This is a genomic window from Azospirillum sp. A1-3 (assembly GCF_023806445.1).
Taxonomy (GTDB): Bacteria; Pseudomonadota; Alphaproteobacteria; order Azospirillales; family Azospirillaceae; genus Azospirillum.
Window position 1 is genome coordinate 1,491,578 of sequence record NZ_JAMSLU010000001.1, and the last position, 14,024, is coordinate 1,505,601.

General features: G+C 68.2%; 13 protein-coding genes. 9 read left to right on the plus strand and 4 right to left on the minus strand.

Features of this window, described 5'->3' with window-relative positions:
• Window positions 1-65: 65 nt before the first annotated feature.
• The 3 genes from M5E06_RS07050 to M5E06_RS07060 are packed head-to-tail and all read right to left on the minus strand — an operon-like array spanning window position 66 to window position 1,887.
• On the minus strand, window positions 66-1,169 hold the full coding sequence (locus M5E06_RS07050) for a class I SAM-dependent methyltransferase (protein WP_252137648.1): 1,104 nt from the start codon (window positions 1,167-1,169) through the stop codon (window positions 66-68).
• A gap of 4 nt (window positions 1,170-1,173) precedes the next feature.
• Window positions 1,174-1,557 (minus strand): PAAR domain-containing protein, encoded by a 384-nt coding sequence (locus tag M5E06_RS07055; RefSeq protein ID WP_085089687.1) that lies wholly within the window; start codon window positions 1,555-1,557, stop codon window positions 1,174-1,176.
• A gap of 18 nt (window positions 1,558-1,575) precedes the next feature.
• Window positions 1,576-1,887, minus strand: coding sequence for a hypothetical protein (locus M5E06_RS07060; protein ID WP_109073051.1), 312 nt, complete (start codon window positions 1,885-1,887; stop codon window positions 1,576-1,578).
• Between the two features lie 279 nt (window positions 1,888-2,166).
• On the opposite strand from M5E06_RS07060, the gene tssA reads away from it, so the two are divergent.
• From tssA to M5E06_RS07105, 9 genes are all read left to right on the plus strand, one after another.
• Window positions 2,167-3,303, plus strand: a complete 1,137-nt coding sequence (gene tssA / locus M5E06_RS07065) for a type VI secretion system protein TssA (RefSeq protein ID WP_252137649.1) — start codon at window positions 2,167-2,169, stop codon at window positions 3,301-3,303.
• 44 nt (window positions 3,304-3,347) lie between these two features.
• Window positions 3,348-3,854 carry a type VI secretion system contractile sheath small subunit gene (gene tssB, locus M5E06_RS07070; protein ID WP_085089690.1) on the plus strand — a complete coding sequence of 169 codons (507 nt, stop codon included), beginning with the start codon at window positions 3,348-3,350 and terminating at the stop codon, window positions 3,852-3,854.
• 4 nt (window positions 3,855-3,858) lie between these two features.
• Window positions 3,859-5,352 (plus strand): type VI secretion system contractile sheath large subunit, encoded by a 1,494-nt coding sequence (tssC, locus tag M5E06_RS07075; RefSeq protein WP_085089691.1) that lies wholly within the window; start codon window positions 3,859-3,861, stop codon window positions 5,350-5,352.
• Between the two features lie 7 nt (window positions 5,353-5,359).
• Entirely contained in the window at window positions 5,360-6,910 is a 1,551-nt protein-coding gene (tssC, locus tag M5E06_RS07080) for a type VI secretion system contractile sheath large subunit (RefSeq protein WP_252137650.1), read from the plus strand.
• Window positions 6,911-6,947: 37 nt separating this feature from the next.
• A complete protein-coding gene (locus tag M5E06_RS07085) occupies window positions 6,948-7,745 on the plus strand; it encodes a type VI secretion system accessory protein TagJ (RefSeq protein ID WP_252137651.1) in 798 nt (265 codons plus the stop codon).
• 211 nt (window positions 7,746-7,956) lie between these two features.
• Window positions 7,957-8,433, plus strand: coding sequence for a type VI secretion system baseplate subunit TssE (tssE, locus tag M5E06_RS07090; RefSeq protein ID WP_109149921.1), 477 nt, complete (start codon window positions 7,957-7,959; stop codon window positions 8,431-8,433).
• Window positions 8,426-10,258, plus strand: a complete 1,833-nt coding sequence (gene tssF / locus M5E06_RS07095; RefSeq protein ID WP_252137652.1) for a type VI secretion system baseplate subunit TssF — start codon at window positions 8,426-8,428, stop codon at window positions 10,256-10,258. The genes tssE and tssF overlap by 8 nt, the downstream gene beginning before the upstream one ends.
• A complete protein-coding gene (gene tssG / locus M5E06_RS07100; RefSeq protein WP_252137653.1) occupies window positions 10,222-11,307 on the plus strand; it encodes a type VI secretion system baseplate subunit TssG in 1,086 nt (361 codons plus the stop codon). Before tssF ends, tssG begins: the two co-directional genes overlap by 37 nt.
• Window positions 11,308-11,466: 159 nt before the next feature.
• The gene (locus M5E06_RS07105; RefSeq protein WP_252137654.1) at window positions 11,467-13,008 is read left to right on the plus strand and encodes a class I SAM-dependent methyltransferase; all 1,542 of its coding nucleotides are present in this window, start codon (window positions 11,467-11,469) and stop codon (window positions 13,006-13,008) included.
• Window positions 13,009-13,030: 22 nt separating this feature from the next.
• Here the strand turns inward: M5E06_RS07105 and M5E06_RS07110 are convergent, their stop codons facing one another.
• On the minus strand, window positions 13,031-13,783 hold the full coding sequence (locus tag M5E06_RS07110) for a tetratricopeptide repeat protein (protein ID WP_252137655.1): 753 nt from the start codon (window positions 13,781-13,783) through the stop codon (window positions 13,031-13,033).
• Between the last annotated feature and the right edge of the window lie 241 nt (window positions 13,784-14,024).

A 14,024-nucleotide genomic window follows, 5' to 3' on the forward strand; every position in this document is an offset into this window, starting at 1 on the left:
GTTCGTCCTGTGGCTGTACCGCGAACTCTGGCCAAGCTATTTCGAAAAATCCACAGCAATGCTTCTCAAGCCGAATGAAACTTTCCAGCATCTTTCTCGGGACATGCGCGTAACATGGTCAAATTCGTCATATATTGCATGAATGCGCGGTCATGCATACGCACTGTCCAAGGAACATCGACCGGCTCTCCTTGAGCGTGCAGCCTCGCGACCGATTGCGGATGGCCCCCCGGCGTCAGAAGCCGTGCCAGCACCGCTTCGCAGCGGCCGGCATCGTCGCCGCGCTGGGAATGGCCGCCGAGCCAGGCCTCCACCGGCGTCGCCTGGGTTGACCAGTCGAAGGGTGTCGCCAGAATCGCGCCGCCTCCGTCCGCAACCGCCCCGTCGATGGCGTGCAGAAGCGCCGGCGGCGAAGCCACGCAATCAAGCACGTTCATCGCCGCGACCAGCGCAAAACCGCGCGGGGCGAAAGGCGGGAACAGCGCATCGCCGATCCAGAAATCGACCCGCTCTGCCGCGGCGAACCGGGCTTCAATCCGTCGGCGGTCATAGGCGATGCCGGAGCGGCGCAGCGGAAAGACCGCCTCCCCCCGCTCCATCACCCGCCGCGCCAGCATCAGCAGCGGCCAGTGCAGGTCGAGCCCGACCACGAGGCCACCGGTCCGGCCCGCCAGTTCGAAGCTGGTCCGTCCGGCGCCGCAGCCGAGATCCAGCACCGGCCCGGCCGGCAGCGCGCCCAGGCGCTCCAGCCCGGCGTCAAGACAGCGCACCACCGACCCCGCCTCGCCCGGCGGCGTCGCGGGGTCGAGGTCGCCGTAATGGTCCCAGCCATAGCTGGACAGGTGCTGGCGCGTGGCATTGAAGGCGCTGTCGGGGCCGAAGCCATCGCCCAGCACACCCTCCATCGCCGCTGGCAGGTCGGTGCGCGTGGTCAGCAGATGGCCGTTGGCCGCCATCCAGCCGCGCAGGTCGGGAACCAGGATCGGAACGCCGTCGACGATGGGATATTCCATGGCGCAGGCGTCGTCGCCGCACACCAGCGTGCCCCAGCGCACATCCTCCGACGTCGCCTGCTCCACCATGCCCAGCGCCAACGGCACCGCGGCTCCGCGGGTGGCGAGGCAGCGCGGGCAGACCGGGCGCAGACTCTCGAAATGGCCGAGGCGCATGCGGTCAGCCGCCGATGATGACGGTGGGGCAGCCGGGCGGCAGCACCTTGCCGACCGGTGCGGGGATCGGGGCGACGCAGCTGGTGTGTGCGGTCATGTCGTTGATCCGGGCAGCCGGCAGGCTGTTGATGAGAACGGTGCCCGACCCTTGCGAAATCATGCCGGGACCGGCGGGAATGCAGCCGGGCAGCACGCAGGGGGCGGAGATGTCGGTCAGCCGCGCCGCCGGCATCTTGCCGATCAGCACCGTCGGACTGCCCAGGATGATCGCCAGCGGCAGGCCCGGATGGGGTGCCGGCGCCGGCACCGGGGCCGGCGGGTGGATCGGTGCGTGGCAGTGCGGCGTGTCCTGCTTGATCAGGTCGCCGAGGCGGGCAGCGGGCGGCATCCTGGTGACTCCGGCCGGTCAGAACGGCGATTCGCCGGCAGCCACCGGGCAGCCGGACAGGAAGGGCGACGGGACGCCCGGCGATTGCGGCAGAAGCGGGCGGCCGGCGCGGAACATCATCCGCGACACCACCGTCTCGCCATCCTCCGCGAAGAAGAGGCACGGTCCCTCCAGCACCCCCGCGGCGATGCCGACCCGCGCCAGCAGCCGGCCGGAGGGGTCGCGCTTTTCCACCAGCACAGGCATGCCGGTCTCCTCGGGCACGGCCACGTCGGCCGGCAGGCCGATGGCGATGCCTTGCGGGTTGTACGGGTTGGCGCCAGGAGTCATCGCAAAAGGCATCCCGAGGGGCTTCGTTCCGACGTCAGACCGGCAGCATTCATCCGCAATTGCGTTTCGTCAAGCTTGTCGGGCTAGCCCAGCGGCTAATTTGTTACGCAATTGCAATATTTCGTTCGTCCAGGGCCGCCATGACGAATAGCCTTGTCGAACCGTTGTAAGTAACGCTATCAATTTTGCGGCTTGAACGCTTACTCCCAAACTGGCGGGAGCGCCGGCGGTCGGCTATTGCTTCTTTCATATGAATGCGGAAAGGGTGTTCTCCTTAACATGGCGTCACCGCAAATTTTCGACATTGAAGAGCTTCTGCAGCCGATCGAAGGTGAATCCGAGTCCGGAATCGACCTGCGCGAGAATGCCTCGGCCGACTACTACACGGTAAAGGATGCGCGCAGCGCCGCCCGCGCCGCGGAACGCTCCATGGATGTGGAGGACGATGCCGGCGGGCTGCTGCCGGAATGGCGCACCATCCTGGAGGTCAGCCCCAGAATCCTGCGCACCCAGGCCAAGGACCTGGAGGTCACCGCCTGGTTCATCGAGGCGCTGCTGCGGGCGGAGGGCTATGCCGGCCTGCGTGATGGCTTCGCGTTGGCCCGCGGCCTGGTGGAGCGGTTCTGGGACGGGCTGTATCCCGCCCCGGACGAGGACGGCATCGCCACCCGCGTCGGTCCGCTGACCGGACTGAATGGCGAATCGGCCGACGGCACGCTGATCCAGCCGATCCGCAAGGTGCCGCTGACGATGGGGGACATCCCCTATTCGCTCTGGCAGTACGAGCAGGCGGTGGAGCTGGCGAAGATCACCGACGAGGCGCGCCGGCAGGCGCGAATCGACAACGGCGCCGTCACCTGGGAACAGTTCGAGCAGAGCGTGCGCGAGACGCCGGCGTCGGAATTCAAGACGCTCGTCGAGGACATCCAGGGCGCCATCGACGAGTTCGAGGCGCTGGGCAAGATCCTCTACGACAAGGCCGGCTACGACTCGCCGCCCGCCGGCAACATCCGCAACGTGCTGGCGGCGGCGCTGGACGCGGTGAATTACGCCGCGCGCGACCGTTTGGCGACCCTGTCCGGCGACGAGCCGGCGGCGGCCGACAGCCCCTCGGGATCGACCGAGCTGGTGGCGGCCGGCGGCGGTGCCGTGGCCGCGACGGCGAAGGTCCAGGCCAGCGGGGCCGTTGCAACGCGCGAGGAGGCCTTCAAGGTCCTCTTGCAGGTCGCCGATTTCTTCCGCAAGACGGAACCCCATTCCCCCATCTCCTACACGCTGGAGGAGGTGGTCCGCCGCGGCCGCATGTCGTTGCAGGAGCTCCTGCTGGAGCTCATCACCGACGAGGAAACGCGGCGGCAGTTCTTCATCGCGTCCGGCGCCAAGGCGCCGCCGCCGGCAGAACAATCCGGGTATTGACGATCATCGCCTATCCTACGGCGTGAGCAGGGAGGTCCGATCACATGGCGAGTATCCACCAGAAGCTGGATCGCGTGCGCAAGCCCCGCGTCCACATCACCTACGACGTCGAGACCGAAGGCGCGACCGTCGTCAAGGAGCTGCCCTTCGTCGTGGGCGTCCTCGGCGACTTCTCGGGCGATCCGACCGAGCCGCTGAAGCCGCTGAAGGACCGCAAGTTCATTCAGATCGACCGCGACAACTTCAACGACGTCATGGCCCGCATGACGCCCGGCCTGAAGATGAAGGTCGACAACACCCTGGCCGACGACGGCACCCAGCTGTCGGTCGATCTCGCCTTCAAGTCGATGGAGGATTTCGAGCCGGGCCGCGTCGTCCAGCAGGTCGAGCCGCTGCGCAAGCTGCTGGAGACCCGCAACCAGCTGCGCGACCTGCTGAGCAAGGCCGACCGCTCGGAGGAGCTGGAAGGTCTGCTGGAGCGCGTGCTGCAGAACACCGACGAGCTGAAGGCGCTGAGCGGCGAGCTCGGCACCGAGACGAAGGAGGGCTGATCCTATGAGCGACGCTCAGACCCAGGGCGCTGCCGCCGCCGGCGCGGTCGCCGAAGGTACCGGCCTCTCGATCCTCGACCAGGCCATCGCCGCCACCAAGCAGACCGAGCCGGACCGTGCGCAGGAGCTGCTGCGCACCCTGACCCAGGAAGCGCTGGCCGGTACGGTCACCTTCAACAAGAACCTGGGCCAGACGATCAACAAGGCGATCGCTGCGATCGACGCCAAGATCAGCAAGCAGCTCAACGCCATCATGCACCACGAGAAGTTCCAGAAGCTGGAAGGCTCGTGGCGCGGCCTGAACTATCTGGTCATGAACTCGGAGACGGGCTCCACGCTCAAGATCCGCGTCATGAACTGCCCGAAGAAGGACCTGTACAAGGACATCTCGAAGGCGGTCGAATTCGACCAGAGCAACCTGTTCAAGAAGATCTACGAGAACGAGTTCGGCATCGCCGGCGGCGAACCCTACGGCGCCCTGATCGGCGATTACGAGTTCACCAACCACCCCGACGACATGGAGCTGCTGACCGGCGTCTCCAACGTCGCGGCGGCCGCCTTCGCGCCCTTCATCTCGGCCGCCAGCCCCAAGCTGTTCGGTTTCGAGGACATGACCGAGCTGTCGAAGCCGCGCGACCTCGAGAAGATCTTCGACAGCGTCGAGTACACCAAGTGGCGCAGCTTCCGTGAGAGCGACGACAGCCGCTTCGTCACGCTGACCATGCCGCGCGTGCTAGCCCGCATGCCCTACGGCGCCAACACCAAGCCGGTCGAGGAGTTCGAGTACGAGGAGGCCCCGTACGAGGGCGGCATCGCCCGGCCGATGGCGCACAACGACTATTGCTGGATGAACGCGTCCTACGCGATGGGCCAGCGCCTGACCAACGCCTTCTCGCAGTATGGCTGGTGCACGGCCATCCGCGGCGCCGAGGGCGGCGGCAAGGTCGAGAACCTGCCCTTCCACACCTTCACCTCCGACGACGGCGACAGCGACGCCAAGTGCCCGACCGAGATCGGCATCACCGACCGTCGCGAGGCCGAGCTGTCGAAGCTGGGCTTCCTGCCGCTCTGCCACTACAAGAACCAGGACTACGCCGTCTTCTTCGGCGCCCAGACCACGCAGAAGCCCAAGAAGTACGACCGGCCGGAGGCGACCGCGAACGCCGCGATCTCCGCCCGCCTGCCCTACATCATGGCGACCTCGCGTTTCGCCCATTACCTGAAGATCATGGCGCGCGACAAGATCGGCTCCTTCATGGAGGCGAGCGACTGCGAGGCGTGGCTGAACCGCTGGATCCTGAACTACGTCAACGGCAACGAAGCCGCGGGCCAGGAGATGAAGGCGAAGTACCCGCTGGCCGAGGCCAAGGTGCAGGTGAAGGAGATCCCGGGCAAGCCCGGCTCCTACAACGCCGTCGCCTGGATGCGCCCGTGGCTGCAGATGGAGGAACTGACCACCTCCATGCGCATGGTCGCCCGCATCCCGCAGGCCGGCTGATAGCGGCATGAGCGAGTCAGCGGCCGACTTTCATGCCGATGACGCGGAGGCGACGGTCCTTGAACGGCCGTTGCGTCTGCGGGCGGTCGACATGGCGATCGGCCGCGACGACCCCGGTCTGCTCGACGCCTTTCTGGCGGCGAAAGGGCCGGGCGACGCCCTTCGCCTGTGGTTCGGGATTACCCTTCCCGTTTACGACAGCCTGGACATGCTGCGCGCCGCGCTCGACCGCGACATCGCGGCCATCGACGCGCTGCTGTCCGAGCAAGTCAACGCCATCCTGCACCACAAGCGCTTCCAATCGCTGGAGGCGTCGTGGCGCGGGGTACGCACGCTGGTGAAGCAGGCGCAGACCGCCGAGACGGTGGTTCTGCGGCTGCTGAACCTGACGTGGGCCGAACTGTGCCGCGACCAGGAACGCGCCATCGAGTTCGACCAGAGCCAGCTGTTCAACAAGGTCTACAGCGACGAATTCGGCATGCCCGGCGGCCGTCCGTTCGGCGTGCTGCTGTGCGACTATGCGGTGCAGCACCGCCCGACCAAGGAGCGGCCGACCGACGACGTGTCCGGCCTGAAGGGGCTGGCCCAGGTCGCCGCGGCTGCGTTCGCTCCGGCCATCGTGGGTGCCGCGCCGGAGCTGTTCGGGCTGGAGACCTTCCACGAGCTTGGCCTGCCGCTGGACCTGAAATCGGTGCTGCGGCAGACGGAATACCAGCGCTGGCACCGCTTCCAGGAGACCGAGGATTCGCGCTTCATCGGCGTGGCGTTGCCGCGCGTGCTGATGCGCGAGCCCTATGGCGACGATCCGCAGGCCCGCCACGGCTTCCGCTACCGCGAGGAGTCCCTCGGCGGCGAAGGCGGCATGCGGCTGGAGGATCATTGCTGGGGCAACGCGGTCTACGCCTTCGGCACCGTGCTGATCCGCTCCTTCCTGCATCACGGCTGGTTCGCCGATATCCGCGGCGCACAACGCGACGTGGTCGGCGGCGGGCTGGTGACCGAACTGGTGGTGCCGGACTTTGCCACCGACGCCACGAAGGTGGCCCAGAAATTCTCGGTCGAGGTTTCGATCTCCGACCAATTGGAACGGGACCTGGACGATCTCGGCTTCATCCCGATCAGCCGCTGCAAGGACACGCCCTATCTGGTCTTCTACGGCAACCAGTCGGTTCAGCGCGTCGGGCAGTACACCAACATGACGGCGACCGCCAACGCCCGGCTGTCGGCCATGATGCGCTACATGTTCTGCGTGGCGCGCTTCGCCCATTTCCTGAAGGTGATGGTGCGTGACCGCGTCGGCGCCTTCGTCACGCCGGAGGAATGCGAGCGCGACCTGCAGAGCTGGCTGCACGGCTATTGCCTGGGCAACGACGACGCCAGCCTGGACCAGAAGGCGCGCTATCCCTTGCGCGAAGGCAGCATCCAGGTCCGCGCCATTCCGGGGAAGCCCGGCAACTATCAATGCGTCATCCATCTACGGCCGCACTTCCAGCTCGATCAGGTCTTCTCGACCTTCAAGCTGGTGACGGAGCTGGCCCAAACCGGCGGGGCAGCCTGATCCGCATCAGGCGCGCCATCCAGGGGAGAAACCGAGCATGAGCGAAACCGCAGCCCAGCTGTTCCAGGCGGGCCGCCTCGACGAGGCGATCACCGCGCTGAACGGCGAGATCAAGAAGAAGCCGACCGACCTCGACCGCCGCGTCTTCCTGGCCGAGCTGCTGAGCTTCGCCGGCAATCTGGAGCGCGCCGACCTGCAGCTCGACACCATCGGCACGCAGGAACCGCAGGTCGCCGTAACCATGGCGCTGTTCCGCCAGCTGGTGCGCGCCGAACAGGCGCGGGGCCAGCTGTTCGCCGACGGCCGGGTGCCCGAGTTCATCGACCAGCCCGCCGACCATCTGCGCCTGCATCTGGAGGCGCTGGTGGCGCTCCGCGCCGGCGACACCGCCGATGCGGTGGCGAAGCTGGCCCAGGCAGAGGAGATGCGCCCGCCGGTGTCCGGCAGCCATGACGGCACGCCGTTCGAGGATTTCCGCGACCTGGACGACCTGACCGGCGGCTTCTTCGAGGTCTTCACCAGCACCGGCAAGTATTTCTGGATCGCCACCGAGACGGTGGAGCTGGTCGAGTTCCGCGCGCCCGAACGGCCGCGCGACCTGCTGTGGCGCCCGGCCCACATGACGGTGCGCGGCGGCCCGGACGGCGAGGTCTACCTGCCGGCGCTGTATGGCGGAGCCCCCGCCGATGCCGACGCCGCGGTGAAGCTCGGCCGGGTGACGGAATGGTCGGAGGACGCGCCGGTGCGCGGCCAGGGCCAGCGCTGCTTCCTGGTGGGCGAAGAGGCGGTGCCGATGATGCAGCTGGGCACGCTGGAGTTCTCCGGGGCGGTGTGAGGAAGCTCTTGCCCGTGCCCCCTCCCTAACCCTCCCCCGCTCTCAGCGGACCTATGGTCCGCCTGTCGCGTCAGCACAAAGCAAAGCTTTGTGCGAGAGCTTTGCGGGAGAGGGAACTGCCGTCGCACCTCGCAAAGTTCCTACCCCCTCTCCCGCGAAGCGGGGGAGGGATGGGGTGGGGGCACCTGCCTAAGCACCTGCGAAGGTCACCATGGATCGCAACCAATCCATCACCCTGTCCGTCCTGGACCGTCTGCTCGACGACACGCCGGAGCACATGGCGCCGCGACCGCACACCGTGGCGGATCTGCGGGCGGCGATCCGGCGCGACCTGGAGAACCTGCTGAACACCCGGCGGCGGGTGCTCGGCTGGCCGGACGACCTGACGGAGCTGGCGGACTCGATCCTCGGCTATGGCTGCCACGACCTGCTGGTCGAGAATGTCGGCACCGAATCCCGCCGGCGCGAGGTGGTGGCGCAGATCGAGGCGGCGATCCGGCGGTGGGAGCCACGCTTTGCCCATCTGGCGGTGAGCATGGTCGAAAACAGCGACCCGGCCGACCGCACGCTGCGCTTCCGGATCGAGGCGCTGATCCACGCCGATCCGGCGCCCGAGCCGATGGTGTTCGATTCGGTGGTTGATCCCACATCCAACATGGTCACCGTGACGAGCAAGGCCCGTGGCTGACGAACTCCTCCCATATTACAACCGCGAGCTGACCTATCTGCGCCGCATGGCGGCGGAGTTCTCGGAGGCGCATCCGAAGATCGCCGGCCGGCTGCGGCTCAGCGCCGACGCGGTGGAGGACCCGCATGTCGCCCGGCTGCTGGAAGGCGTCGCTTTCCTCAACGCCCGCATCAGCCGCAAGCTGGACGATGAATATCCGGAGCTGGTCGACACGCTGCTGGACGTGCTCTATCCGCATTATCTGGCGCCGATCCCGTCGATGGCGGTGGTGCAGATGCGGAGCAGCGCGGACCTGACCGGCGCCCATACCGTGCCGAAGGGGACGGAGCTGGAGACCGAGGCGCTGCGGGGCGAGACCTGCCGCTTCCGCACCGTCTACCCGGCGACGCTGTGGCCGGTCGATCTGGATCAGGCGGTGCTGAGCGGCCGACCGCTGGTGGCGCCGCCCAACCTGCGGGCGGGCGACGCGGTGGCGGCGCTGCGGCTGACCCTGCGCTGCCGCGTGCCGGAGATGACCTTCACCGAGTTGGGTCCGGAAACCCTGCGCTTCTTCCTGCGCGGCCAGCCGCAGCAGGTCTATGCGCTGCACGAGCTGATCTTCAACAACGCCGTCTCGGTGGCGCTGGCCGACGATCCGCACGACCCGAACGCGGTGATCCTCGGCCCCGACGCCATCCGCCCGGTCGGTTTCGGCGACGACGAGGGCATGCTGCCCTACCCCGCCCGCTCCCACGGCGGCTACCGGCTGCTGACCGAATATTTCGCCTTCCCCGAGAAGTTCCTGTTCTTCGACCTGAACATTTCGCCGAAGGTGTTGCGCCGCGCCGGCAACACGCTGGAGATCTTCATCTATCTGAACAGCACCGACGGCGACCTGGAACGCGCGGTGTCGAAGGATAACTTCGCCCTGGGCTGCACCCCGGTGGTCAATCTGTTCCGCCAGCGGGCGGAGCCGGTTGCCCTGACCCAGACCCAGCACGAGCACCGGGTGGTCCCCGACGCCCGCCGTCCCGGCGCGCTGGAGGTCTATTCGGTCGACAGCGTGCTGGCCACCGACCCCGACGGCAAGCAGCGGCGCTTCCTGCCCTTCTATGGCCTGCGCCATGGCGGGGTGGAGGCGGTCAGCCGCACCTATTTCACCGCCAGCCGCCGCCCGGCCGGCGGGCGCGATCCGGGGACGGAGGTGCATCTGGCGTTGGTCGATCTCGATTTCGACCCGTCCAGCCCGGCGGAGTCCGTGCTGTCGGTCGAGACGACCTGCCTGAACCGCGACCTGCCCTCGCAACTGCCCTATGGCGGCGGCCACCCGCACCTGAAGCTGATGGAGGGGATGGCGGCGGTGTCCGGTGTCGCCTGCCTGACGCCGCCGACGCCGACCCTGCGCATCGCCGAGCGCAAGGGGCATCGCTGGCGCCTCGTCTCCCACCTGCTGCTCAACCACCTGTCGATCTCCGGTGGAGCGGAGGGGACGGAGGCTCTGCGCGAGATCCTGCGGCTCTACGACTTCCGCGATTCGGCCGAGACGCGCGGCATCGCCGACGGCCTTGTCAAGGTGACGACCAAGCGCGGCACCGCGCGGGCTCCGTCGCGGCCGGGCGACGTCGCCTGGGGCGACGCCATCTGCCGCGGCATCGATGTCGGCATCGAATTCGACCCGCAGCGCTTCAGCGGCAGCGGCATGTTCCTGCTGGCGATGATCCTCGACCATTTCCTGGGGCTGTACTGCTCGATCAATTCCTTCACGCGGCTGACCGCTACGGTCAAGGGCCGCACCGGAGTGCTCCGCACATGGCCCGCCCGCGCCGGCAACCGCCCGCTTCTGTGATCGACCGGCTGTTCCGCACCCCCCACCGCTTCGACTTCTTCCAGGCGGTGCGGGTGCTGGAATGGCAGGCCCGGCGCGATGCGCGCGACCCGCGCAACGCCCGCCGCCACGCCGTGGGCCATGACCATGACCCGCGCGAGGAGGTCGTGCGCCTGCGCGCCGAAACCTCGCTGACCTTCCCCGGCAATCAGGTGGCGGGGGCGGAGCCGGGCCAGGACGGCCGACCACCGACGGTGATCGGCGCCTTCATGGGGCTGGTCGGGCCGCTGGGCGTGCTGCCGCAGCACTACACCGAGATCATGATCCGCTCCTTGCGCGAGCGGAACCGGTCGCTGCGCGACTTCTTCGACGTCTTCCATCACCGCAGCTTTTCGCTGTTCTACCGCGCCTGGGCCAAATACCGGCTGCCGGTGTCCTTCGAGCGTGGGCAAGGCTCGCGCGAGCCCGATCCGGTCAGCACCACGCTGTCCAGCTTCGTCGGCATCGGCCAGCCATCGCTGACCAAGCGGCTGGTGGTGGAGGACGAGACCCTCCTGCATTATTCCGGACTGCTGTCGCGCGGGACCCGCTCGGCCGTCGATCTGCAGGAGATGCTGTCGGATTTCCTCGGCCGGCCGGTGACGGTGGAGAGTTTCGTCGGCGGCTGGCTGCCGATCGCCGCCGACGGCCAGACGCGTCTGCCGACGCTGGCCGAACCCGAGGGCCGGCATTGCCGGCTGGGCATCGACGCGCTAGCCGGCGACCGCGCCTGGGACGTCCAGGGCAAGTTCCGCCTGCGCATCGGCCCGCTGAACCACGACCAGTTCCGCGACTTCATGCCGGAAGGCCGCGAGTTCCGGAAGCTGCAGGATCTGGTTCGGATGTATGTCGGGCCGGAGCTGGATTTCGAGCTTCAGGTGACGTTGCAGGCGCCGGAAGTGCCGGGCGCCCGGCTGGCCGCCGGGGAGGACGACCGCGACGCGACGCGGCTGGGCTGGAACGGCTGGGTGCTGCACGCGCCGAGCCCGGTCGAGCGCAAGGACGCGGTGTTTCCGATGCAGGATTTGTGAGGCGTGCAGGTGCGGGGCCCCCTCCCCAACCCTCCCCCGCTTCGCGGGAGAGGGGCAAGTCCACCCTCTCCCGCGAAGCGGGGAGGGAGGGACCCGCTCGCAAGAGCGGGAGGGAGGGGGCACCACACACTCCGCACTCCGTAGACCAACGAGGACCCAATGAGCGACTGGAGCGCCGGCTATGTGTCGGACATCGAATATCTGCCGGGCTTCTACCGTGAACAGGGACCGGCGCATCTGACGCTGAGCTGCCTGATCAACGGCATCGCCCCGCCGTCCACGGCCAACGGGTTCGATTACTGCGAACTCGGCTGCGGCCACGGCACGACGGTGGCGCTGTTCGCGGCGGCCAACCCGCAGGGGCGGTTCCACGCAGTGGACTTCCACCCCGCCCACATCGCCCGCGCCCGCGACGCCGCCGAGGCGGCCGGCCTGACCAACATCAGTTTCCACGAGGCGAGCTTCGCCGAGATGGCCGACGGCGAGGGACCGGAGCTGCCGGAGTTCGACTTCGTCACGCTGCACGGCGTCTACAGCTGGGTCAGCCCGATGAACCGGGGCGCCATCGCGCGCTTCCTGGCGAAGAAGCTGAAGCCGGGCGGGCTGGTCTATGTCAGCTACAACGCCATGCCGGGCTGGGCGCCGATGATGCCGCTGCAGCGCTTGCTCTACGAATATTCCGGGCTGGTCCACGAGCGCAGCGACCGGCAGGTCAAGGCCGGCCTCGACTTCGCCGAACAGCTCTACAAGGCCGGCGCCAAGATCCTGGGCGACGAGGCGATGTTTGGCAAGCTGCGCGGCGAGACCAAGACGCAGAGCGCCACCGACCAGTCGGTCTATCTGGCACACGAGTATCTGAACGGCAGCTGGCAGCCGCTCTACCATGTCGATGTCGCGCGTGAATTGGGCGAGGCGAAGCTGACCTATGCCGGCTCCGCCACCCTGTTCGAGAACTACCCGGACCTGGCCCTGACGCCCGATCAGCGCAAGGCGATCGACAGCATCGGCGTGCCCAGCCTGCGCGAGACCTTCAAGGATTATTGCGTCGGCCGTCCCTTCCGCCGCGACGTCTTCGTGCGCGGTGCCCGGCGGATCAGCGTGGCCAAGCGCGACGCGATGCTGATGGACATGGCGATGGCGCTGACCATCCCGCGGGCCGACGCCCACACCACCATCAAGGTCCCGCTGGGCGAGGCGACGCTGGAGGCCAAGCATTACGAGCCGATCTTCGACGCGCTGGCCGACGGGCCGCGCCGCATCGGCGAGTTGATGGAGCTGCCGGAGGTGCGGCGGGCCGGCGGCAACCTGTCGGCGGTGGAGATCGCCGGCATGCTGACCGGCTCCAACCAGGCGATCCCGGTGCCGAACCCGCCGGAGCGGGTGACGCCGCTGCCTGGCGTGCTGGCCCACAACCGCGCCGCCGCCAACGAACTCGCCACCAGCGAGGGGCGCAAGAGCAGCGCCTTCGCCGCTTCGATCGGCGGGGCCGGCCTGCATGTCAGCACGATGGAGGCGCTGCTCTATGACGGCCTGTGCGAAGGCGTGCCGGAAACGCTGGACGCGCTGGTCGGCCACGCGATGCGCCGTCTGGCCGCCCCGGAGAATGCCGATGACGCCAGCCGCAAGGCGATCGCCGACAGCATGGACTGGTGCCTGCGCAACAGCCTGCCGGTCTGGCGCAAGCTGGGCGTGATCGGATGATTGAGGTCGGGCGGGACGGGCGTCAGCCCGGCGGCATCGCTCCGGCACGGGCGTCCTGCATGGGACGCTGTTCCGCCTGATGCCGCCAGTCGATCGCCTCGTCCTCATCCTCCGTGCCGCGCTCCTCCGCGCCACCGGCCCAGGCCGGGACGACGGTCTGGCGCAGTTCGGCCAACGCGACCAGCGCTTCGCGGTCGCCGGCCGCGGCGGCCGCCTGCAGCCAGAGCGCGGCTTCGGCGGCATCGCTCTCCAAGCCGACGCCCTCGCGCAGGCAGAGGCCAAGGCGGTACTGGGCGGCGGGGTGGCCCTGCTCGGCGGCGGCGCGCAGCCAGCGCACCGCCTCGACCTCGTCACGGTCGACGCCGCGGCCGTCGAGCAGGAGAAGGGCGAGGTTCACCTGGGCGGGGGCCGAATGCTGCAGCGCGGCCAGCCGGTACCACAACGCCGCCTTGGCCGGGTCGCACGGCACGCCGGCGCCATGTTCATGCATGAAGCCCAGGTTGTTCTGCGCCCCGACATCGCCCTTGGCGGCGGCGCGGCGGTACCAGGAAACCGCCCGGCGTGGGTCGGGCGGCACGCCGATGCCGTTGGCGAGCAGGAAGGCCAGCATGGTCTGCGCCGCGACATGGCCCTGACGGGCCGCGCGCCGGTACCAGGGCACGGAAGCGACGACATCGGACGTCCGCAGCATCTCCGCCAGCCGGTACTGCGCGTCGCTGTCGCCCAGTTCGGCTCTCATCCGGGTCCAAAGCGTGGGCATGGCAAGCGTGGACATGGCGCCGTTACCTTCGTCAATTGTCCCCCGGGGGTCCGCAACACGAACAGCGCGCGAACCGGCTTTATTCCATTCGCCGCTTCGTTGTGGACCGTCCCGTCGCCCCGAGTCTGTCCCGCTGGCGGTCCCGGTTCAACCTCTCCAGCCGGCGGTCGAGGAATTGTCACGCCGGCGCCTTTGGTTAGGGATGACCATCCGTTCGTGCCCTGCTATACCCGAACGTATAAGGGGAAAGGTGTGG